A 24,043-nucleotide genomic window follows, 5' to 3' on the forward strand; every position below is an offset into this window, starting at 1 on the left:
AATCGTTAGATCCCCATCAACGAAAGTGACTGCCTATATAGGAATAGTAATGCAGTAAATATAGTCGAACTTTGTTAACAAAAAGTCGACTTAACCGCGCTTCATTGTTTAATTCATAAATTTTGTAATTTAAAGCCTAAAACCTTAGCAAAAAAACCGCTTGCCCTCACGTTTTTATAGACTTCCGTGACAGCCGTCTCAAATATGCAGATAAAAAACAAACAAATTAGTTAATATCAGTCACTTGCAATAAGAAATAGAGCTGTTCACCGGGATTTTATAACATTCAAAATTGATTCAAATCAATCAATCCATTCGGTTTCAATGGGTTTTGGGGGGCAGCACACAGTTCCATATAGCACGCAATTGACAACATGAACCACGCGTGATAGGGGTGCAGCATTTTTAGGCGAAAACACTTTTTTAAGATGTTAAATAAAAAAATCAGCCATAAACCCACAAAAGTGCAATTGTTAATAAATTTAGCAACAATATTCATACTGCAAACTAATCCACGCAAAAACAAGAAAACACACAATACCAAACCAATACAATGAGTTATAAAGCAGGCATAAAATAAAGATAATCATCAATCTGATTTTCAGATTAGATTTTATAATAGCAAAATGCAATTTTTCTCGTTTGATGAAAAACTAACACTCGCCTAAAATGTGCACCAAGTTAAGGAGACGGTCTAGCCAACCCGGTGAAGTAGCCCGGTAAAGACTAACTCCGCTTAAATCATCAATCTATGTGGAGATACCATTATGACAAAATTATTCGAGCGTCTAGTTGTTAGCTATCAGCGTGTTTTTGTTGAGCTTTATACATCTAGAGAGCTGTAAGTAAAGTTTCTAATGCAAGATTTATCTTGAAGTTTTGTTAGCGCAAAGCGGCCCTCCTTAGTAATAAGGAGGGCTTTTTTATATCTAGAGTTTCCTAAAACGACATTCGTCCCTTCTGCATTAAAATTAGTAATAACACTGTGTTCTCAATAAACGCTTAACATCATGGCCAAAAGTTTTTTATTTAGTATTCCATATAGCACTAATTAAAGATTAATCTATTGTTTAATAATGGTTTTAACGATACTAAATCCAGAGCAAAAAAAAGCCCCTACAATTTAGGGGCTTTTTAGTGAAGCTTTTGTGAGTAATTAAGCGTTTAGCTAATTAGCCAACCGACTTTCTCACGTTACGGAACATTCTCATCCAAGGGCTATCCTCACCCCAAGATTCAGGATGCCATGAGTTAGCAACCGTTCTAAATACACGCTCAGGATGCGGCATCATAATCGTAACTCGACCATCAGTTGAACTCAGTGCCGTAATCGCATTAGGCGAACCGTTAGGGTTCTGCGGGTACTGAGTCGCGATCTGTCCATTACCATCGACATAACGTAGTGCAATTGTGCCAGAGGCTTCAGCCGCAGCTAATGCCTGAGGTGTGGCAAACTCAGCGCGACCTTCACCATGTGATACCGCGATAGGCATACGTGAGCCTTCCATGCCTTGGAAGAACAATGACGGACTCTTCTGCACTTCAACTAGGCTGAAGCGTGCTTCGAAGCGCTCAGAACGGTTACGAACAAAGTGTGGCCACAGCTCGGTACCAGGAATAATGTCTTTAAGGTTAGACAGCATCTGACAACCGTTACACACACCCAATGAGAAGCTGTCATTACGTTCGAAGAACTGGCTAAACTGCTCACGGGCACGATCGTTAAATAGAATCGACTTCGCCCAACCTTCTCCTGCGCCCAGTACGTCACCATATGAGAAACCACCACAAGCCACTAGGCCCTGAAACTCTTCTAGGCTAATACGACCGCTTAGAATGTCGCTCATATGAACGTCACGAGATTCAAAACCTGCGCGGTCAAATGCCGCCGCCATCTCGATATGTGAGTTAACGCCTTGCTCACGTAAGATAGCCATCTTAGGTGCAGCGCCTTTTAAGATAAATGGCGCAGCCACGTCTTCACTTGGGTCGAAACTCAAGTCAACCGTCAGACCTAGATCGTTACTGTCTTGCTTAAGCTCAAACTCTTCTTTCGCACACTCAGGGTTGTCACGTAGCGCCTGCATGCGGTAGGTAGTTTCAGCCCAGATAGAACGTAGCGAGGTTCGCGTCTCAGTTAGCACTTCGCGCATCCCATCAAAGATGGCTATGGTGTCTGCATCTGTCAGCTCAGCTACTTTGTGGCAAGGTACGCCCGCAGCGGCAAACTTAGCAGTGATTGCTGCTGCATCTTCACGGCGAACCTGAATAACCGCACCTAACTCTTCGTTAAATAGACGTTCAAGATCTGTGCCACTTAATGCGCTTAAGTCGATATTCAGGCCTGTATGACCGGCAAATGCCATCTCAACTAGCGTGGTGTATAGACCACCGTCACTTCTGTCGTGATACGCGATGATAGATTTATCGGTGATCATCGGCTGAATGGTTTCAAAGAAGCCTTTCAAGGTCGCCGAGTTATCCAGATCCGGCGCGATATCACCTAACTCACTGTATACCTGAGCTAGACAAGAGCCGCCTAAACGGTTCTTACCCAGACCAAGATCTAACAATAAAAGGTCGGTTTTGCCTTTATCACTGCGAAGCTCAGGTGTCACCGTGTTACGCACATCTTGCACCACACCGAAGGCGGTGATCACAAGCGACATTGGCGAGGTCACGGTTTTCTGTACGCCGTTATCTTCCCATGCGGTCTTCATCGACATTGAGTCTTTACCCACTGGAATAGTTAGCGACAAGTCAGGACATAGCTCTTCACCAATCGCTTTTACCGCTTCGTAAAGGCCGGCGTCTTCACCCGGGTGACCCGCAGGTGACATCCAGTTAGCAGAGAGCTTAATGCGCTTAAATGAGCCGATGTCGGTACCGGCAATGTTCATGATTGACTCGGCAACCGCCATACGTGCAGATGCGCCAAAATCCAGTAGTGCAAGCGGCGTACGCTCGCCCATAGACATGGCTTCACCCGTGTATGAATCGTAGCTCGATGCCGTCACAGCACAATCGGCTACAGGAACCTGCCAAGGTCCGACCATCTGGTCACGATTAACTAAGCCGGTTACCGTTCTGTCACCGATGGTGATAAGGAAAGTCTTCTCAGCAATGGTTGGCAAACGCAGCAGACGGTGTGCCGCTTCTTTAACTTCAATGCCTGATTGGTCAAGGGCTGCAGAGTTAGCTTTGGCGCTCACCACATCGCGGCTCATCTTAGGCGCTTTACCTAATAGCACTTCGAGTGGCAAGTCGATTGGATGATTTTCAAAGTGCTCATCGCTCAATACCAGCTCTTTCTCTTCTGTTGCGACACCCACTACCGCAAACGGTGCACGCTCACGCTGACAAATTTGGGTAAATAACTCAATGTTCTCAGGTGCTATCGACATTACGTAACGCTCTTGCGACTCGTTACACCAAATTTCAAGTGGGCTCATGCCTGGCTCATCAGACGGTACACGGCGAAGTTCAAACTTGCCGCCACGCTCACCATCATTCACCAGCTCAGGGAAAGCGTTTGATAATCCGCCCGCACCCACATCGTGGATAAACTGGATTGGGTTAGCTTCACCCATCTGCCAGCAACGGTCGATAACCTCTTGGCAACGACGCTCCATCTCTGGGTTTTCACGCTGCACAGAAGCAAAGTCTAAGTCTTCACTCGACTGACCCGAGGTCATAGATGACGCCGCGCCGCCGCCCAAACCGATGTTCATCGCAGGACCGCCAAGCACGACGATCTTAGCGCCAACGGTGATTTCACCTTTCTGTACGTGCTCTTCACGGATATTACCTAAACCACCAGCTAGCATGATTGGCTTATGGTAACCGCGCACTTCAACACCGTTGTGGCTGTTAACTTCCTGCTCGTAGGTACGGAAGTAACCCACAAGTGCTGGACGTCCAAATTCATTGTTGAATGCCGCGCCACCTAATGGCCCTTCGGTCATGATATCAAGCGCGGTCACGATGCGGTCTGGCTTACCGTAATCGGCTTCCCAAGGCTGAACAAAGCCAGGGATCTTAAGGTTTGATACGCTAAAACCAGTTAGACCCGCCTTTGGCTTTGACCCGCGACCCGTTGCACCTTCATCACGAATTTCACCACCACTGCCCGTTGCCGCCCCTGGGTATGGACTAATGGCTGTTGGGTGGTTATGGGTTTCAACTTTCATTAAGATGTGCATCGGCTCTGTGTGGTAACCATAAACGCCATCTTGTTTCGGGAAGAAACGACCAGCTGTAGAGCCAGTCATTACCGCTGCGTTATCTTTATAAGCAGATAATACGTTTTCAGGGGTCTTCTCGAAGGTATTCTTAATCATCTTGAACAACGACTTTGGCTGAACCTCGCCATCGATTGTCCAATCGGCGTTAAAGATCTTGTGACGACAATGCTCAGAGTTCGCCTGAGCAAACATCATCAACTCCACATCGTGTGGATTACGACCTAAACGGGTGAAGTTTTCAACGAGGTAATCAATCTCATCTTCGGCCAAGGCCAAACCTAACTGAGTATTCGCTTGCTCAAGCGCTGTGCGACCTTCGCCTAATACATCAACACTGTTAAATTTAGCAGGCTCTGTACGGGCAAATAGTACGCCAGCGTCATCGAAACTTGGCAAAATCACTTCAACCATGCGGTCATGTAGTAATGCCGTTAACGCTTTAGTTTGCTCAGGGGTTAACTCATCGCTAACAACATAATAGGCAATACCACGCTCTAGACGCTTAACCTTATTAAGACCACAATTGTGGGCAATATCTGTTGCTTTTGATGACCAAGGAGAGATGGTACCGGGACGGGGTGTAACGAAGTGGAGATGACCTTCTGGCGTGTGCGCTTCAATAGCGGGGCCGTAGGTTAGGATTTTTTCAAGCTGTTGACTTTCTTTTTCATTTAACGATTCGTTTAAATCAGCTAAATGGACAAACTCGGCATAGATTTGGCGCACTGGTAGTACTGCCGATTCACAAGCTTGCATCAGCTTCTGGACTCTAAACGCCGAAAGTGCAGGGGCTCCGCGGATGATCTCCATCACGTCTTTTCACCTTATATATTATAATTGCAGGGTCAGATCTGGGCGCTATTATAGGGAAATGTTTGCCACAAATCATCAGCAGTCGCTGTAGAAAACAGTGTTTCCTGTATAGGAAAAAGCGCCTTAAACTCATCACTCTTGCCCTTAATAAATTTCAAGCAAAAATTCCATTTAGGCTCATACTCAAACTAAAGCTCCCTCATCCAAAAGACGGTTTTTTTACGGCAACCAAGATTGTGGTATAATCGACGGCTATTTCTTTATATTCGTTATAATTTAAGTTAAGCGCTAACACTAAATAATCAATGAAAAGACTCTTACTTGCCCTATGCTGTATCACCTTACTGGCTTCCTGCCAGAAGGTTGTCGTGGAGCAAGAAAAAACCTCTCCTCCGCCAGAACCGACTGAACTCAAGGTCGGGACGCTATATGGCCCGCAGATCTACTTTACTTCCGGTCAGGGAGACTCAGGCTATGACTTTGAGATGGCTCAGCGATTCGCCGAATACTTAGAACTTGATCTCATCATGAAGCCATTCGCCAATATCAGCGAGCTCTATACAGCGCTTCGAAAGGGGGAAATTGATATTATTGCTGCGGGGCTTGCCGATACTCCCGCAAGACGAGAGCAGTTTAGGCTCGGGCCACCACTTTACCGAGTAAACCAAATTTTGGTATATCGCCAAGGCACTCCTATACCTAAAGATATCAATCACCTTAAAGGTGAAATCACCGTTACCACCGACTCCTCATTTGTAGACACCTTGACCGAGCTGCAAAAATCCAATCCAGATTTGGTGTGGAATCAAGAAAAAGATAAGGATGCCGAGGAGCTATTAACCATGATCGCGGCCGGCGATATCCCCTACACCATTGCCGATTCAACCAGCTTCGATATCAATAGACGCTTTATGCCTGAGCTGAGAGAAGGTTTGGTGTTAAAGCGTAAACAGCCTGTAGTCTGGCTATTACCGCCAAACAATAGCGACAAGCTAATGAGTGAATTATTGGCATTTTGGCACACAGAGAAACGTAACGGCACACTTGCCCACCTCAATGAGAAGTATTTTGCCCACGTTGAGCGATTCGATTATGTCGATACCCGCGCCTTTATCCGCGCCATCGATAATAAACTGCCTAAGTATCAAGCCATATTCGAGAAATATGCTGGTGATATCGACTGGCGTAAACTAGCAGCAACCGCTTACCAAGAGTCCCATTGGAATCCGAATGCGCGCTCACCAACGGGTGTGCGCGGCTTGATGATGCTGACTCTGCCAACGGCGAAGCAGGTCGGTATTGCTAACCGCCTCGACCCATACCAAAGCATCAAGGGTGGGGCAAAATATCTCAACAGCATGCTGGAGCGGCTGCCCGCCTCTATTCCTGAGAGTCAGCGCATGTGGTTTGCCCTCGCCTCTTACAACATTGGCTTAGGTCATGTGGAAGATGCGCGCAAACTGGCACAATCTCAGGGACTCAACCCCAGTGCTTGGCGAGATGTGAAATCGGTGTTGCCGCTGCTACAGAAACGCAAGCATTACAAGAAAACCCGCTATGGCTATGCCCGTGGTAATGAAGCGGTGCACTATGTGGATAATATTCGCCGTTACTATGATACGCTCGTGTGGATAGATAACCAAAATATGCTACTGGAATTAAAGAAAGAAAATATCCAAACCGCCGAAGCTAAAGAAAGCGAAGAAGCCAAGGCAGAAACCGCGCAACCACAATAGCCTTGAGCCAAGCGAGTGTGAGCTGACAGCCTTGAGCGAAATAAATAGCCTTGAGCCCAATACTAGCCTTGAGCCCAATAACTAGCCTTGGGCGGTACACTACTAAGCGAGGTTTAGAAACACAGGCTTGAGTCAAAACCTCTACTTCCAATGTCATCGCAACACAGCACAATTGAACACTTTTGCGTCAACGGGCACACGGTTAACCTAATTTTTAACGAATTTATCAAAGAATAATCACACTCAGATGGACTTTTACAGAGTAAATTGCTAAAGCTCTTAAGGGTAAACAATAAGTGAGGTCGATATGAGAAAAAAAACAATTAAGAATGTCGCGGCGCGCCGTCGTTCTCAGTTAAAAACGCGCCACCTAAAAGTCCTTAATAGACACAAACGATTTTTCACATTTATTAAGCCATCAGAAGACGGCTTCTTTAATCTTTAACGTCAACGTTGAGGGCCTGCTGCTTAACTAGGGCTTTTGCAGCTTTAATCTCTTTCCTTCGACGCTTGAAAAAAGCACTGAGTTGTTCGCTACACTCAGTTTCAAGTACGCCAGAACTAACATCAACCTGATGATTAAAAGCACTGTGACGCACTATGTCGATCACAGTGCCAGCTGCGCCTGTTTTCTCATCTTTAGCACCGAAAACCAAGCGACCGATCCGGGAGTGCACGATGGCACCGGCGCACATAGCACAGGGCTCAAGCGTCACATAAAGTGTAGTATCGAGTAAGCGATAGTTTTGCATTATCTGCCCTGCTTGGCGTAAACACTGCATCTCTGCATGGGCGCTAGGATCGTGCAAACCGATACTAAAATTAAAGCCGGCACTGATCACCTCGCCGTCTTTAACCAGGACGGCACCGACAGGCACTTCTCCTCTTTCTTCCGCCTTGGTAGCCATATCCATCGCCATCTTCATGAAATGAAGATCCTGTTGCTCTTGTGACAATCTACGCCCCTAACCTTTATTTTAAATTCGCTAATATTGCTGATAACGCCATGTAATACCAATCAGTAAACACCTAGCCAATCAACATGAGGCGCGATTATATCAAGCTTTAATCGCTAACGAGTCATCTATCGGTGATTTTCATTAATACCGATTGCATTAAATACTTCCTAACCATTTAACCTCATCGACGCGCCCACCAAAGAACGTCGCCCCCGCTACCGTATGATGACCATAATCATAAAAGTACTTCTGGTAATCGTTGTCTATGGCATAACAGACTCGTTCGTGCCGATTGCAAACATAATCCATTCTATCGAGTAACATCACATCGGGGTACTTATTGGCCAATGCTACCAAGGTAAGGTTGGCCTCTAGGGGAAACGGCTTAAAGCCTCGATGAGAAAACTGCTCATAATGTTTTTCATTAATCTTTGAGATCTCTACACTAGAAATATTGTTAGCACCATGCTCCTGTGCCAAGAGATGAAACAGGAAGTCGGCATAGGTACGCTGGCCAAACTCTTCAAACTCATAGATATTCTTAACTACTATGGGTTTCTTTTTATCCTCTATTAAACGTGTTACTAGGGACTCTATTCGAGTGAGATCTTGTGGCTTATACTGAGATACCAGCATGACGGTATCGGCGAGAAGGTAGTTAGGCGCATTAAAAAATGACTCATCGATATGGCCAATCTCACTACCGAAACGAGCTAATTGAAACTGTGATTGTGTCACCTCACTGCTTGAGAGCACGTTAAAGAGATCTTTAGAGTGAGAGTTCCCTACAATGAGTAACCGCTGCCTATCATCCTCAATATCGAACCACTGCGTCCGATCAAAATGATTCTTATCGACACCATAATCTTGATTGCCACTGAGTGCGCGCAAATAGCTCCAACTATCGGCACCTAGCTCGCGATTATCGGGCTGATAGGATTTAACCATTAACTCTAAATAGGCGTCATTAGACTTATATAACTGTTGACTATCCACCAGCACTCCGCCCACAACGAATGCCGCTGTCAATATAGCTCCGCTACTAAAGATGAATCGACGACTATAGGCCTGCTTATTTCTAAAGGGGATCTCGACAAATCGCCAACTAAGATAAGACAGCAGTGCGATGCCTACACAGAGTGACAGCATCAAATAGACTGAGGGTTCAGTAAAACTGCGGTACTTTACGAATGCAAACACAGGCTGATGCCACAGATAGGCACTGTAACTTATCAGGCCAACGCCAACAAACAGCTTATAACTGAGAAACCGTTGTGCCAAAGTGCCCTCTTGGGCAAATAGAATAATCAACACAGTACCAACAGTGGGGACAAGGGCATAAACACTGGGAAAAGGAATACTGGCGTCGAAGATAAAAACGGAGAATAAAATCAGTAGCAAACCAAAGCTGCTTAACAGGTTATTCAGTTTTGGTGACATCCACTTAGGAAGCGGTTGATTTAGAAAGAAAGCAGCAAACACACCAATCAACAGCTCCCAGCCTCGGGTTGGTAACAGATAAAAGTTTGCCGTGGGTGCGTTATAAGCGGCCCACTGTGCTAACGATAAACTCAGCAAAAAAATAATGGCCAGTGCGCCAAGAATGACCTGCCTGCCTCTACCCCACAGCGCCATTAGCAGCAATGGGAAAAAGATATAATACTGCTCCTCAACAGCCAAGCTCCAAGTATGCAGCAAAGGCTTAAGCTCTGCCGCTGTATCAAAGTAATCACTCTCAAGCCAAAACAAAATATTCGACGAAAAGGTAGAAACCGCGATGATGCTTTGAAAGAAGTCTTGCAGATCCAGCGGCATTAGCCACAGCCAAGCGAAGGGAATACAAACGAGCATCACGAAGAAGAGCACCGGTAAGATCCTTCTAGCTCGACGCTCATAGAAGTTAATGATGCTAAACTTATCGCGTTCAAGCTCGGTCAAGATGATGCTAGTGATCAGGTATCCACTTATCACGAAGAATACATCGACTCCGACAAAACCGCCGCTAAATTGGCTAAATCCAGCATGAAACAGAATCACCGGAATAACGGCTAAGGCTCTTAATCCATCCACTTCAGCTCTATAGCGCATAGGCAAACTCCCTTTAACCGTAAAATCCTTTTGATTAGTATAAGAAACATGACTGGATTTCGCTAAATTACCCCCATAAAAAAACGCGCACATATTGCTATGTGCGCGTCTTTCTCATCGGTATAAACCTGACTTTAGGGGGCTTAAGCCATTATTCCCATTCAATCGTTGCAGGTGGCTTACCAGAGATGTCGTAAACTACACGTGAAATACCGTCTACTTCGTTAATGATACGGTTAGATACACGACCTAGGAAATCATAAGGTAAGTGTGCCCAATGCGCTGTCATAAAGTCGATAGTTTCTACCGCACGTAGTGATACAACCCAGTCATACTTACGACCATCGCCCATTACGCCAACAGAGCGTACAGGTAAGAACACAGTAAAGGCTTGGCTAACCTTGTTATAAAGGTCAGCTTTACGCAGCTCTTCGATGAAAATAGCATCGGCTAGGCGTAGCAAGTCACAGTACTCTTTCTTCACTTCGCCAAGTACACGTACACCAAGACCTGGTCCTGGGAACGGGTGACGGTAAAGCATGTCGTATGGTAGACCTAGCTCTAGACCAATCTTACGCACTTCATCTTTAAATAGTTCGCGTAGTGGCTCAACAAGACCCATCTCCATATCATCTGGCAGACCGCCAACGTTATGGTGTGACTTAATGCAGTGTGCCTTACCAGTCGCGCTACCTGCAGACTCGATAACGTCTGGGTAGATAGTGCCTTGAGCAAGCCATTTAGCGTTAACGCATTTCTTTGACTCTTCATCGAAGATCTCAACGAATACACGGCCGATGATCTTACGCTTAGCTTCCGGCTCAGCTTCACCTGCCATTGCATCTAAGAAACGGTTCTCAGCATCAACATGAACGATGTTCAAGCCGAAGTGATCGCCAAACATATCCATGACTTGCTGTGCTTCGTTAAGACGCAGTAGACCGTTATCAACGAACACACATGTTAGCTTGTCGCCAATTGCGCGGTGTAGCAGCATTGCCACAACCGATGAGTCAACGCCACCAGAAAGACCTAGGATAACTTCGTCATCACCGATCTGTGCTTTTAAGCGTTCAATTGCATCTTCAATAATTGAAGCTGGTTTCCAGTTTGCTGGACAGCCACAGATCTCTAGAGCGAAATGCTCAAGCATACGCTTACCTTGACGAGTATGCGTTACTTCTGGGTGGAACTGCACGCCGTAGAACTGCTTGTCTTCATTGGCCATAGCGGCAAACGGGCAAGTTTCAGTTTTAGCGACGGCAACAAAACCTTCTGGAATTTCAGAAACCTTGTCACCATGGCTCATCCATACGTCAAGCAGTGGCTTGCCAGTTTCGCTTACAGCGTCTTCAATGGCTTTGAACAGTGCAGATTCAGCTTGAAGCTCAACTTGCGCATAACCAAACTCACCTTCACCAACACCTTGAATAACTTTACCACCAAGCTGTTCAGACATGGTTTGCATACCGTAGCAAATACCTAGTACAGGTACGCCGGCGTTAAACACATATTCTGGAGCACGAGGTGAGTTCTCAGCGGTAACACTTTCAGGGCCACCAGCTAAGATAATGCCGTTTGGAGCAAATTCACGAATTTGCTCTTCAGAAACATCCCAAGCCCAAAGTTCACAATACACACCGATTTCACGAATACGACGGGCGATCAGTTGAGTGTATTGCGATCCAAAATCTAAAATGAGGATCTTATGCTCATGAATGTTGCTCATGGGGTACCTTATCTCTATTTTTTCTTCATTGTGAACTAACCAAGCAGTGAGTACTCTGCGAACCTTCTACTTGGCTTAATTTAAAGGCGACTTTATCTGCCGCCTTTAATTTCTAAAATACTAATTAAGAGCGAGTGCTATAGTTAGGCGCTTCTTTACTGATAGTCACATCGTGAACATGAGACTCGCCCATGCCCGCAGCAGTGATCTTCACAAATTCCGCTTTCTCATTTAGCTCTTTAATCGTTGCACAACCTGTTAGGCCCATGCATGAACGTAGACCGCCCATATGCTGGTGAATGATCTCTTTAAGCTTACCTTTGTAAGCCACACGACCTTCGATACCTTCAGGAACGAGCTTGTCTGCAGCGTTATCACTTTGGAAATAACGGTCAGACGAACCTTGAGTTTGTGTCATCGCACCGAGTGAGCCCATACCACGGTATGACTTATAAGCACGACCGTTATAAAGCTCAGTTTCACCTGGCGCTTCGTCGGTACCCGCAAACATAGAACCTGCCATGATACACGATGCACCTGCAGCCAATGCTTTAGCTAGGTCACCAGAGAAACGGATACCACCATCGGCGATAACTGGAATATCTAAGTGCTTAACCGCAGCAGCAGCATCAGATACGGCTGTAATTTGTGGTACACCCACGCCAGTTACGATACGTGTAGTACAGATAGAGCCAGGACCAATACCCACTTTAACAGCGTTAACGCCCGCTTCAACTAGCGCAATTGCGCCTTCAGCTGTTGCAACGTTACCACCAACAATTTGTAAGTCTGGGTACTTAGCACGGGTATCACGAATACGCTGTAACACGCCTTCTGAATGTCCGTGAGATGAGTCGATTAGCAATACGTCAACACCGGCAAGAACCAGTGCGTCAACACGCTCTTCGTTACCAGGACCCGCACCTACAGCTGCACCGACACGTAGACGACCTAACTCGTCTTTACATGCGTTTGGCTTACGCTCTGCTTTTTGGAAATCTTTTACAGTGATAAGGCCTTTAAGCTTGAAGTTGTCGTCAACAACTAACACCTTCTCAACACGGTGAGAATGCATCAGCTTTTGAACTTCATCTAGCTTAGTACCTTCAAGTACTGTCACTAGGCGCTCTTTTGGTGTCATCACTTGATCAACCGTACGCGACCAATCGGTGATAAAGCGTACGTCACGGCCAGTAATAATGCCCACTAATTCGTTAGCTTCGTTAACCACAGGGTAACCTGCGAAACCGTTTCTTTCGGTCAATACTTTAACGTCAGCTAGCGTGGTTGTCGGGGTAACAGTGACTGGCTGCTGAACGATGCCCGCTTCGTAAATTTTTACTTTACGAACTTCTTCAGCTTGTTGCTCAATCGTCATGTTTTTATGGATAAAACCAAGGCCACCTTCTTGAGCAATAGCAATTGCCAAGCGGGCTTCAGTAACAGTATCCATAGCAGCAGAAACGATCGGAGTATTCAACTCAATCTTATTCGTCAGGCGTGTTTTTAAAACAGCTGTATTTGGGAGGACGGTCGAGTGCGCTGGAACCAGCAACACATCATCAAAAGTTAACGCTTCTTTTTTCAATCTTAACATGCAACATCTCCCCAAGAGATTAGGAATTAGAGGTGAAATATTGCGGCGAGATTATACCTTGCATATCGGGGTTGGTAAATGGAAAATAGACACTAATTCGCATTTGTGTGTAAAAAAATTATGAAAAGCCCAAAAAACGATGTTTATACCGTCTCCCGCCTCAATGGTGAAGTTAGACAACTTTTAGAGGGGCAGCTTGGCCGAATTTGGCTAAATGCTGAAATTTCTAACTTTGCAGCACCAGGCTCAGGCCACTGGTATTTAACCCTCAAAGATAATTTCTCACAAATTCGCTGCGCCATGTTTAAAGGCCGCAATCAGGCGGTAACCTTTCGCCCAGCTAACGGCCAACAGGTTTTAGTTAAGGGCAATATCAGCGTTTATGAACCACGCGGTGATTATCAGTTAATCATCGAGTCGATGCTGCCTGCTGGTGACGGTTTACTCGCCCAGCAGTATGAAGCACTAAAGATGAAGCTCGCCGCCGAAGGCTTATTTGCCAGCGACACCAAACGTCCACTGCCAACTAATATTCAAAAGATCGGTGTGGTGACCTCGCCAACCGGCGCCGCCATTCGCGATATTTTGCATGTACTCGCGCGCCGAGATTCATCTATCGAAGTCATCATCTACCCCACTCCCGTACAAGGCACTGATGCGGCAAAGAGCATTTGTGATGCCATCAATCTTGCTAACGCTCGCAACGAAGTAGATGTCCTGTTAGTTACTCGTGGTGGCGGCTCATTAGAGGATTTATGGAGCTTTAACGATGAAGGTTTAGCCCACACTATCTATAACAGTGGTATTCCTGTGGTATCTGCCGTAGGTCATGAGGTGGATATGACCATCAGCGACTATGTCGCCGATCTACGCGCACCAACACCATCAGCCGGCGCCGAGCTATTATCAAAAGATGCCGACAATAAGGCGCAAAAGCTATTATCTCAGCTATCGCGTTTAAAGCAGGCTTGGCAACATTATCAGTTAAAGAAGCAAAACCAAGTACAGACCGTTGAGCACCGTCTGCAAAAACAAGATCCCCAGCGCCGCCTGCAGATGTATGAGCAAAGCTTCGATGAGATGCAACTGCGCTTACAGCAAGCGATGCAAACCAAGTTACATGCTTATACCTTAATGCAGCAAAACCTCAGTAACCGTTTGGCCAACCAATCACCGCAGCACCGCCTGACGCTTGAAGCGCAGCGTTTAAGTTATCTCAGTGCCAAACTCAATGATGCCATGGATGATAAATTAAAGATGAGTGAGCAGCGCCTTGCCCACCGTGCGCAGCAGCTAGAAACCGTGAGCCCATTAGCAACACTAAGCCGCGGTTACAGCATTACCTTAACAGGTGAAGGTAAAGTGGTGCAGTCACCAAGTGATACCTGTGTTGGTGATACGCTGACCACGCGTCTGCGTGATGGCAGTGTGACTTCCACTGTGGTTGAAGTGGGTTAACTTTACTTTGAAGTTAGATTCAAACTTCATTCGAAGATTTTTGTTCAAACTTCGTTTGGTAAAAGTTTGATAAAAAGTCATGGCGCTTCACCCCTTTATTTTGTTAAGAGTTGAGCTAAGGGGGAAAGCGCTTGCTCCCCGCTCATTATTTGATAAGGATAAATCCTCAGCGTACTAGACGACTTATTTCCCTCGGCTATTTTAAATATCGCTAGCGCCTCATATTCGAGAGTTAACATTGCGGATAAGAACTCCCCCTCCTCTATGGGCTCTCTCCTCACAACCTATCACTCAGATCATTCTAGCAGTGATTGATCTGCATCAATTAAATCACTCGACTCACTTGAGTTATCGCCATTGTGTACGACTCTTATAAGGCACCTGTGTAAAACAGCTATATACAGATATTTTAACCATTTACATTTAACTGCCTCTTAGCCTTTCCCAAGAGACATGCAAAAGGATTTGTATGAAAACTCAGCTCACTATTAGAAAGAAGATCATCTTCATGGTCTCAGCGATCCTGATGCTAATTACCGTATGCGGCAGTTACTCCTATTACTCAGTCTCCCCCCTCACTAAAAGCTGGAGCAACTTCCAAGAGCAAGCCGCCATGCGCCAACAGTTATTAATGAATATAAAGGCCGACTTTGGCTATGGCGGGATGATCCACAATTTCAAGAACTATGTTTTACGAGGACAAGATAAGCACCTGCAAAAGGTAGAGAACGACTTCAAGAATTTATTGGATAATATTGCAAAATATCAGCTACTCGAAGGTGTAACGCCGCAAGAGAGTAAGGCGCTAGACTCAATCACCGAGGTTGCCAGTAACTATTATTCAAACAGCAAGCGTATTAGCCACTTTTTCGCTGATGGAGAGTCCCCCCAATACGTTGACTCCGTGGTGAAGATTAGCGACAAGGCCGCATTAGAAGGTTTTGATGTGCTCGATAAACAGTATCAAACACTGACTCAGGAGTATGGCTCACACATTAACGGCGCGATTGCCTCTGCCACAACGGCCACCATATCAGGTCTGTTACTTGTAGCCATCGTTATTACTCTCGCATTTATCGGGCTATACCGTTCACTAATCCCACCTCTATTAACACTCAATCAAACAATGACAGAGATCTCTGAAGGAGAAGGCGATCTCAGCGTTAGACTTAAAGTCGACAACAATGATGAGCTAGGCGGCGTTGCGACGGCATTTAATCTATTCATTTCCAAACTAGAGGTGATTATTGTCGAACAGAAGCAGCTTATTGAGCAGATAAACTCCAGCGCCGAAGATCTACAAGTTGTAACCCAAAGCAGTAACAGTGCTATCGAATCTCAACTTAGCAATACCGAGATGCTCGCTACCGCAATCAATCAGATGACCGCAACTGTTCAAGACGTAGCCGAAAATGCGGTCATGGCGTCAGACGCCGCGGTAAACGTTAATACCAGTGCCCATGATGGACATAAAGCCGTCAACAATACCGTGGAGCAGATCCTTAATGTACACCAACATATCGACCAAGCATCTAGTGTTATTCATGAGGTCAACCGAGCTTCAGAGAATATCGATCAGGTTCTCAATGTCATTTCCGGTATTGCCCAGCAAACGAACCTGCTGGCATTGAACGCCGCTATCGAAGCCGCCCGCGCAGGTGAGTCAGGCCGAGGCTTCGCTGTTGTGGCGGATGAGGTAAGAGGATTAGCACAGCGAACCTCAACTTCACTTGAGGATATCAAACAGATAATCGAGCAGTTGCAAATCGGTGCCAATAGCGCTGTTGCGTCAATTGAGCTTGGTGTCAATGAGGCCTCCAACGCCTCTGAAATCGCTAAGGTTGCAGGCACCAGCATCGATGGTATCGTCGAGTCAATACAGGCCGTCGAAAGTATGAACTTACAAATTGCTACCGCAACAGAGGAGCAAAATACCGTTGCTGAAGATATGAATAAGAGTGTGCATGATATCTCCACCATGTCCTCATCGATTTATGATGGCTCACTGCAGATCTCGAAACAGAGCGATAATTTAGCGCAGACAACCAAGAGGTTAAAACAGCTGGTTGGGAATTTTAAGACCCAAGTTAGTTAGCCTTCGAACGAAGGCTGATTACATTTATTTTTTAGTTACGGCTACGGGAAAGTGTACTCTGCATTTTAGCTTCATAGTTATAAATCGCCTGCAGGGGGGCAGGACAGGATGTCCGAATGTCGTGATCACATAGTCAATGATGTTCCCTACATCATAATGATATCTCCCAAATCCCTATGGGTCAGATATGAAGGAACTACCTATGTGTAGACACTGCAGTGAGGCACTGCACTGCTTTATAAAAGAAAGGGTACCTATACGATCTACGGTGACATCTGATGTTTGGGGATTCACAAATGCCGCGGTGACATGGACGTCATAGAGCGGCCCTGAAACTAAAGCCCGCAGCCGTATTAACACTGGATAATTAGTGCCTTCATTTAGGCTGTAGCGATTAAAACTCTCCCTCAAAGGGTGCTCCCTGCATCTCGTTATTTGAAACATATCATTATCAGTTATCTAAACTATTACCTTTGACCTAACCAAAAGGCTTATTGTTCAACTAACTAATAGTGATAAGTTATTAAAATCATGAGCAATAAGTAACACTTGGGCTCAGGCTTAGCGATTTTATAGTCGTTTGCGCTAAAACAAGGTCATTTAAACATGGAGCGATTATAGAATATAACTACTAGGCAGCTTGTTTGGTTTAGCTTTGTTTTCTTATGCTCCTATTTAGCGACGCCACTCATAGGCTATCGCTCCCACAGTCTTGTTGGTTATTGAAGCTTTTTAATATTTGTTGTCGAGCTAGCTATTTGGGTCGTCGTAAGTAAGGATATTCGAACAGAGTTAAATCATTCTACTTCCGGCTCCAAAGCTTTACGAATGCGAGTAAGAATTATCGCAAGTTTGCCTTCTTTATATTCGATTTATTAGCTCTCGCTATAGGTTAAGCAATTACCCTTTGGGTTTATATAGCATCTTAATATAAATCCAGACAGAGTATTCAGTTTCAATCATTCCAAGCTGGGTATTACCTTATTATTAATTTATAGGGGCATTAAAATGTTCAAGAGCGTAATAGAAATTGAAAGTTAATAAGAAACACATAACAATACGAGCAAGAAGGGACTGGAAGCATAGAGATATTGATCAGACTAAAAGTTTAGATTGATTTCGTCACAGGAATAATAAGCGCTTATTGCATGCGTAAACCAGTAAATGTTTTTGCCCCCCCTAAAATGGGGAGCAGCAGTCTTTCTATTCTTCGATACATATATCTATAGCATCACTAAAGGTGATAGCACTCTCTTTTCAACCATAATTATTTTGTTTTAATAAAACTGATGACAAAGAATAAACCGACACAAGCCCAAAAAAATACCAAATATGAAAACAGCCCTCCAATAACAGTAGGCATGAAAGTCGCTTGCGAAAAGCGCACTAAACAAGGAGCTAAACTCACTTCACCACCACAGAGCCGGTGGGTATTTTTAAACTGATTACTGTACTTGACCACAATACTTTTAGGTGAAATAATCATCAAAATATAAGCTGAAGGTGTTCATAACCAAAAATCAAAAACTTAGCCCCTCAGCACAACGTTTTTTGTAAAATGGTTCAATTGATGACCCACTAACCTTTAATTCAATGTCTTTTCATTTTTTACAAATTAACTCAATCATTACTTTATGACTCAGGATATTTACATTGAGCAAACATCTCTTCATTAAATTTTTCTTTGACCTAAAAAAAATACAGACAAGCTATCTTTTATTTTTCAAAAAAATACCAATATATACATTTTACAAAATGAAATTCCTGATGCAAAGGAATGCAAAAGTCAGTGGTAATGGGCACCTTATATTAGGTAGGACATGGAGAAATGAGTTTTATAAACAATCACAATTCATAATGAGAAAAAACAGTAACCTTGTGTTAAATGGGGACTTTGCTATCTACACTGGGTGCAGTATTGTAGTACAAAGCAACGCCACTCTTACACTCGGTTCTGGCTACATCAATAATGATGCAAAAGTCAAATGCTACAATTCAATAACGATAGGACATAATGTAGTTATCTCAGAAGGTGTGGTAATAAGGGATTCGGATAATCATCACATAAACGGTGTTATGAATCAGAATCCAATAAACATCGGTAATAATGTTTGGATAGGATTAAACGTGACAATTCTCAACGGGGTGTCAATCGGAGAGGGGGCCGTTATCGCGGCTGGTTCAGTGGTAGTTTCAGATGTCCCCGCCTATACATTAGTTGCTGGTTGTCCGGCTAAAGTAAAAAAAACAAATGTTATGTGGCATTAGAGCTCATTGAACACTGAATCTTCAAGGCCAATAACCCGGCCCTCCTTGTGAATAGGTTGTAAATGTCTAAAGTAATCGACTCTTACTAAAGTTATATTTAACAACAAGTATGGGATGGTGAGCTAGTTACAAATAGTCAATCCAGTCAATAATCAAACCCAAGACAACAAAAAAGGAACCCTGAGGTTCCTTTTTTTAAATCATTTTGACCATTTTGCAGACTAGTAAAGCCTAAGTCTTTCTAACAAGAAAAGGATTAATCCTTATTCTTATCGCGAATATGACCAACCATACGCTTACGACGGCGCTCTTGGCTCACAGTCAGCTTCTTGGTGTTCATGCCCTCAAACGGGTTGCCACCCTCTTGGAAGCGTAGCTGGATTGGAGTACCAATCACCTTCAATGAACGACGGAAGTAGTTCATCATATAACGCTTGTAAGAATCTGGAAGCTTCTTAACCTGGTTACCGTGTACAACCACGATTGGTGGATTGTAACCACCGGCGTGTGCGTATTTAAGCTTAACGCGGCGACCGTTAACCAATGGTGGCTGGTGATCGTCTTGTGACATCTGCATGATACGAGTCAGCATAGAAGTACTTACGCGGCGCGTCGCACTGTCATAAGCTTCTTCGATTGACTCAAACAGATGACCAACACCCGTACCGTGTAGTGCTGAGATAAAGTGAATACGGGCGAAATCGATAAAGCCTAAACGGCGATCAAGTTCACTCTTCACTCTGTCTTTAACATCTTGGTCGATACCGTCCCACTTGTTGACGGCGATAACCAATGCACGGCCTGCGTTTAATACGAAACCTAATAGGCCTAGGTCTTGCTCGGCAATACCTTCACGGGCATCGATAACTAGCAATACCACGTTACTGTCTTCAACCGCTTTAAGAGTCTTAATAACAGAGAACTTCTCAACGGTTTCATGCACCTTGCTACGACGACGTACACCAGCAGTGTCGATCAATACATATTCACGGCCTTGACGCTCCATCGGAATATAAATACTGTCACGAGTCGTACCTGGCTCGTCATAAACCACGACACGCTCTTCACCTAAGATACGGTTAGTTAGCGTCGACTTACCAACGTTAGGCTTACCGATGATGGCAAGCTTAATTGGCAGGTCTTGCAGACGCTTCTGCTCCGCTTCCGCTTCCTCTTCGGTGTACTCGCGCTCTTCTTCGTCATCATCACCGTCTTCTTCTTTAGTGATCCCCATCGCTTCTGCGTATGGCGCTAAAGAATACTCGATCATGTTGGTCACACCACGGCCTTGCGCTGCAGCCATCTGGTAAACTTCACCTAGACCCAGTGACCAAAACTCAGCGCAAGCCGAGTCAGCATCGATACCGTCGACCTTGTTAGCAACAACGAAGGTTGTTTTTTCACGGCTACGTAAATGTTGAGCAATCGCAAGATCGGCAGCGGTTAAGCCAGCGCGAGCATCGGTCATGAATAACACAACATCAGCTTCTTCAATCGCCGCTAGAGATTGCTCGGCCATGCGAGTTTCAATCCCCTCTTCGGTGCCATCAATACCACCAGTATCGACTACGATGAACTCATAACCTGCAAGATGTGCTCGGCCGTATTTACGATCCCGAGTTAGCCCAGGAAAGTCAGCGACAAGCGCATCTCTGGTACGGGTAAGTCGGTTAAAAAGGGTCGACTTACCAACGTTTGGTCGCCCAACTAGGGCCACAACAGGAATCATTTAATTGCCTCTATTACTCAATTTCTAATAACTAAAAAGCCCCCGGCATACACGTCCAGGGGCCTTATCATCTCTAACGATTAGGCTTACGGAAGTGTGACTCGAACCACTTTTCCATCACGAGTCTGCACATATAGGTTATCGTTAACCACCAATGGCTGACTGTATAAACCTGAGCTATCTACCTGTACTCGTCCAACGATTTGACCGTCAGACTTATTTAAGAAGTGTAGATATCCCTCAAAATCACCCACAACCACGTAATCTTTAAACGCTACGGGTGCGGTTAAATTACGGTTAGCTAGTTCAGCATTATTCCATAACTCTAGACCATTTCGTCTATCAACAGAATAAATACGGCTGTGATCGTCGACCACAAACAGGCTGATGCCAGAATAAGCTAACTCATTGAAGCTCGAGTAACTGCGTGACCATACGATACGACCAGTGCGCATCTCCATCGACACTAAGTTACCGTTGTAGCTAACGGCATATAGGTTCTCGCCCACTAACAATGGCTTCATGTCCACATCGGCCATGCGCGAAAACTCATTACCGCCTTTAGGCGTGTAGATGGCTTGTTCCCATGCCGCCTGACCATTGTTTTTAATCACAACAGCAATTTTACCATCGGCGGTACCAACAAAGAAGCCACCAGCTTCATATGAAGCAGCACCTGTACCACGCAGGGTCAAAGTTGGTAGTTGGTTTTCATATACCCACTGCAGAGTACCGTCTTCCACGTCAAACGCTTCTAACGTACCCGCACCTGTATTAACCACAACCACATCTTCGCCAACAGTCGGTGCCGATAACAGCTCACCACCAGCAATAACATGCCAGACCGCTTCACCTGTTGCTTCATCAAAAGCCGCCAGTAGGCCACTTTCTCCACCCACAAATACCTTGTTACGTGAAGCTGTCACACCACCTGCTAAGCGTGCTCCCTTGTTTTTAGCTAAAGCATTATCTCTAAATGCAGAGCTAAAATCATTTTGCCAAACACGCTCACCTGTCGCTTCGTTGAACGCTTCAACCTTACCGTAACGGTCAGCAACAAACAGCTTGCCGTAATTGGCTGCAGGGCGCAGGCGAGAGTAGTAATCACCCACACCATCACCGATGTTAGCGCTCCATGTCACTTCAGGAAATACGCTAGCCTCTATCTCTGTAAGCGGTGTAACCGGCTCTTCCTCTACATCACTTGATGAGCAAGCAGACAACATGCCTATGCTTAACCCACATGCGAGTAGTGTTTTGCACCAAGACTTCATGGGCAGATTCCTTATGCCTTGTTCAGATTATCAAGCTTCATTTGTAATGTTGGACTAGTCATAGTGCCACCATTTTCTACTGCAGCTTGATAAGCAATCTTTGCCTTCTGAGTTTCACCTTGGCGTACTAAGAAATCACCTTTTAGCTCATCTCTTTGTGCCACAGATGCTGGATCTGTAATTTGCTCAAGGGTAGTGATCGCTGTTGCATATTGACCTTGCTCAGCCTGTACGCGTGCAAGACGCATAGTCGCAATCAGCACAATACTGTCGTCAACATTGGTCGCTATCACATTTTTTAATGTTGCTTGTGCTTTATCTAAGTCGCCAATTTCAACGGCTGACTTAGCTACGAGTAGCTCAAGCAGAGACTGGTAACCTTTTTGACCGTGCTCTTTAGCAAAGTTATCGGCAGCAGCTAACATCGCTGCATCGGCAGTGTTTTGGCTGCTCAAGGCTTGGAATGACTCAGAAGCAGCTTCTGCTTGTGCCACTTGGTGGTCAGAATAATAATTCCAACCAAATAATCCACCTAAACCGACAACGGCACCGACAACTACTGAGGTACCGTAATCTTTCCAGAACTGTTTGATAGCATCTACTTGTTGCTCTTCTGTGCTATAGATTTCCACTTACTCTTCCCCTTTTAAATCAGCTCTGCAATATATGTCGCCAATGCATCACGGGCAACTAATTCTTGTGCTTTATCTTCGCGAAGGTGTTTCACTGCAACTTGGTTATTGGCAACTTCATCTTCACCAATCACCAGTGCTACTGTGGCACCGCTCTTATCGGCTCGCTTCATCTGCTTCTTAAAGTTACCGCCACCACAATGGCTCATCACTTTAGCAGTAGGCAAGCTTGCTCTTAGCTCTTGTGCAATCTTAATTGCTTCGACACGGCTGCTATCTCCCATCGCCGTCACATATACGTCAACAGCTGGGCCGATATCTTTATCTAGTTCTAGAGTTTGCATTAGTAATACGATGCGCTCAAGGCCCATTGCAAAACCTACTGCAGGTGTTGGCTTACCACCTAATTGACCCACAAGACCATCGTAACGGCCACCAGCCAATACTGTACCTTGCGAACCTAGGCTCGATGTCACCCACTCAAAAACCGTGCGATTATAATAATCTAAACCGCGCACTAGGCGAGGATTGATTGTGTATTGGATGCCGACAGCCTCTAAGAGTTCACATAAATGTGAAAAATGTGAACGTGTGTCTTCGCCAAAGTAGTCCATCAACACTGGCGCATCGGCTAAAAGAGCCTGTACATCGGCATTCTTAGAGTCCAGTACACGCAGCGGATTGCTATACATGCGGCGCTGGCTATCTTCGTCTAACACCTCTTTATGCTGCTCTAGGAACGCAATCAAAGCGTCACGGTATGCCGCGCGCTCTTCAACGTCACCTAAGGTATTTAGCTCTAGGGTAACGTGCTCAGTAATACCGAGCTTTTCCCATAATTTGGCTGACAGCATTAAGACTTCTGCGTCGATGTCGGCCGTTGGAATACCGTAGACTTCAACACCAAACTGGTGGAATTGACGGTAACGACCTTTTTGAGGGCGTTCGTGGCGGAACATTGGCCCCATATACCAAAGGCGTTGTTCTTGGTTATATAGCAAACCATGCTCGTTACCCGCACGCACAGTTGAGGCTGTACCTTCAGGACGCAAGGTTAAGCTATCGCCATTTCTGTCGTCGAAGGTATACATCTCTTTTTCTACGATATCGGTTACTTCACCGATTGAACGCTTGAAAAGATCGGTACTTTCAACGATAGGAGTACGAATTTCGCTATAACCGTATGCACTCACAGTTTCTCTTAATACGGTTTCTAGTTTTTGCCATAAAGGACTTTGAGTAGGCAGAATGTCGTTCATTCCGCGAATCGCTTGGATCTGTTTTGCCACTATTCGACTCGTTAAATTTGCTATATAAAAATTAAAAAACGCCTCGCATTATAGGCGTTTCATCACTAAACGTACACTAGGGTGTCGCCACCCAAAAAATCACCGCGCAACTCAAGTGGTTTAGCGGCAACT

At 45.1% G+C, this 24,043-nt stretch carries 13 protein-coding genes; 4 read left to right on the forward strand and 9 right to left on the reverse strand.

Annotated features, from left to right (window positions below):
• Positions 1-1,172 precede the first annotated feature (1,172 nt).
• Complete coding sequence (purL, locus tag JMA39_RS13145) at positions 1,173-5,054, reverse strand: phosphoribosylformylglycinamidine synthase (RefSeq protein ID WP_202722326.1); 3,882 nt, start codon at positions 5,052-5,054, stop codon at positions 1,173-1,175.
• Between the two features lie 308 nt (positions 5,055-5,362).
• On the opposite strand from purL, the gene mltF reads away from it, so the two are divergent.
• Complete coding sequence (mltF, locus tag JMA39_RS13150) at positions 5,363-6,793, forward strand: membrane-bound lytic murein transglycosylase MltF (RefSeq protein WP_202722327.1); 1,431 nt, start codon at positions 5,363-5,365, stop codon at positions 6,791-6,793.
• Between the two features lie 434 nt (positions 6,794-7,227).
• Here mltF and tadA read toward each other — a convergent pair whose 3' ends face one another.
• From tadA to guaB, 4 genes are all read right to left on the reverse strand, one after another.
• Complete coding sequence (gene tadA, locus JMA39_RS13155) at positions 7,228-7,749, reverse strand: tRNA adenosine(34) deaminase TadA (protein WP_202722328.1); 522 nt, start codon at positions 7,747-7,749, stop codon at positions 7,228-7,230.
• 159 nt (positions 7,750-7,908) lie between these two features.
• Positions 7,909-9,840 (reverse strand): acyltransferase family protein, encoded by a 1,932-nt coding sequence (locus JMA39_RS13160; protein ID WP_202722329.1) that lies wholly within the window; start codon positions 9,838-9,840, stop codon positions 7,909-7,911.
• Positions 9,841-9,991: 151 nt separating this feature from the next.
• Positions 9,992-11,569, reverse strand: a complete 1,578-nt coding sequence (gene guaA, locus JMA39_RS13165) for a glutamine-hydrolyzing GMP synthase (RefSeq protein WP_202722330.1) — start codon at positions 11,567-11,569, stop codon at positions 9,992-9,994.
• Between the two features lie 124 nt (positions 11,570-11,693).
• The gene (guaB, locus tag JMA39_RS13170; RefSeq protein ID WP_202722331.1) at positions 11,694-13,166 is read right to left on the reverse strand and encodes an IMP dehydrogenase; all 1,473 of its coding nucleotides are present in this window, start codon (positions 13,164-13,166) and stop codon (positions 11,694-11,696) included.
• A gap of 120 nt (positions 13,167-13,286) precedes the next feature.
• Here guaB and xseA point away from each other — a divergent pair, with 120 nt between their 5' ends.
• The 3 genes from xseA (at position 13,287) to JMA39_RS21310 (ending at position 18,987) form a co-directional block, all read left to right on the forward strand.
• Complete coding sequence (gene xseA / locus JMA39_RS13175) at positions 13,287-14,624, forward strand: exodeoxyribonuclease VII large subunit (protein ID WP_202722332.1); 1,338 nt, start codon at positions 13,287-13,289, stop codon at positions 14,622-14,624.
• A gap of 469 nt (positions 14,625-15,093) precedes the next feature.
• Positions 15,094-16,719, forward strand: a complete 1,626-nt coding sequence (locus JMA39_RS13180; RefSeq protein ID WP_202722333.1) for a methyl-accepting chemotaxis protein — start codon at positions 15,094-15,096, stop codon at positions 16,717-16,719.
• 1,653 nt (positions 16,720-18,372) lie between these two features.
• Positions 18,373-18,987 (forward strand): acyltransferase, encoded by a 615-nt coding sequence (locus JMA39_RS21310; RefSeq protein WP_269154445.1) that lies wholly within the window; start codon positions 18,373-18,375, stop codon positions 18,985-18,987.
• A 256-nt stretch (positions 18,988-19,243) separates the two neighbouring features.
• Here the strand turns inward: JMA39_RS21310 and der are convergent, their stop codons facing one another.
• The 4 genes from der to hisS all read right to left on the reverse strand — a co-directional run bounded on the left by der (position 19,244) and on the right by hisS (position 23,911).
• Positions 19,244-20,716 (reverse strand): ribosome biogenesis GTPase Der, encoded by a 1,473-nt coding sequence (gene der / locus JMA39_RS13190; protein WP_202722334.1) that lies wholly within the window; start codon positions 20,714-20,716, stop codon positions 19,244-19,246.
• An 86-nt stretch (positions 20,717-20,802) separates the two neighbouring features.
• Positions 20,803-21,990 carry an outer membrane protein assembly factor BamB gene (gene bamB / locus JMA39_RS13195; protein WP_202722335.1) on the reverse strand — a complete coding sequence of 396 codons (1,188 nt, stop codon included), beginning with the start codon at positions 21,988-21,990 and terminating at the stop codon, positions 20,803-20,805.
• An 11-nt stretch (positions 21,991-22,001) separates the two neighbouring features.
• Complete coding sequence (locus JMA39_RS13200; RefSeq protein WP_202722336.1) at positions 22,002-22,622, reverse strand: YfgM family protein; 621 nt, start codon at positions 22,620-22,622, stop codon at positions 22,002-22,004.
• A 14-nt stretch (positions 22,623-22,636) separates the two neighbouring features.
• The gene (hisS, locus tag JMA39_RS13205; protein ID WP_202722337.1) at positions 22,637-23,911 is read right to left on the reverse strand and encodes a histidine--tRNA ligase; all 1,275 of its coding nucleotides are present in this window, start codon (positions 23,909-23,911) and stop codon (positions 22,637-22,639) included.
• Positions 23,912-24,043: the final 132 nt, after the last annotated feature.

Source organism: Shewanella schlegeliana (genome assembly GCF_016765635.1).
GTDB classification, from domain to species: Bacteria; Pseudomonadota; Gammaproteobacteria; order Enterobacterales; family Shewanellaceae; genus Shewanella; species Shewanella schlegeliana.

Excerpts from the sequence above, each read along its gene's own strand:
- purL (WP_202722326.1), bottom strand. The coding sequence starts at position 5,054 with ATGGAGATCATCCGCGGAGCCCCTGCACTTTCGGCGTTTAGAGTCCAG.
- mltF (WP_202722327.1), top strand. The coding sequence starts at position 5,363 with ATGAAAAGACTCTTACTTGCCCTATGCTGTATCACCTTACTGGCTTCC.
- JMA39_RS13160 (WP_202722329.1), bottom strand. The coding sequence starts at position 9,840 with ATGCGCTATAGAGCTGAAGTGGATGGATTAAGAGCCTTAGCCGTTATT.
- guaA (WP_202722330.1), bottom strand. The coding sequence starts at position 11,569 with ATGAGCAACATTCATGAGCATAAGATCCTCATTTTAGATTTTGGATCG.
- guaB (WP_202722331.1), bottom strand. The coding sequence starts at position 13,166 with ATGTTAAGATTGAAAAAAGAAGCGTTAACTTTTGATGATGTGTTGCTG.
- xseA (WP_202722332.1), top strand. The coding sequence starts at position 13,287 with ATGAAAAGCCCAAAAAACGATGTTTATACCGTCTCCCGCCTCAATGGT.
- JMA39_RS13180 (WP_202722333.1), top strand. The coding sequence starts at position 15,094 with ATGAAAACTCAGCTCACTATTAGAAAGAAGATCATCTTCATGGTCTCA.
- der (WP_202722334.1), bottom strand. The coding sequence starts at position 20,716 with ATGATTCCTGTTGTGGCCCTAGTTGGGCGACCAAACGTTGGTAAGTCG.
- bamB (WP_202722335.1), bottom strand. The coding sequence starts at position 21,990 with ATGAAGTCTTGGTGCAAAACACTACTCGCATGTGGGTTAAGCATAGGC.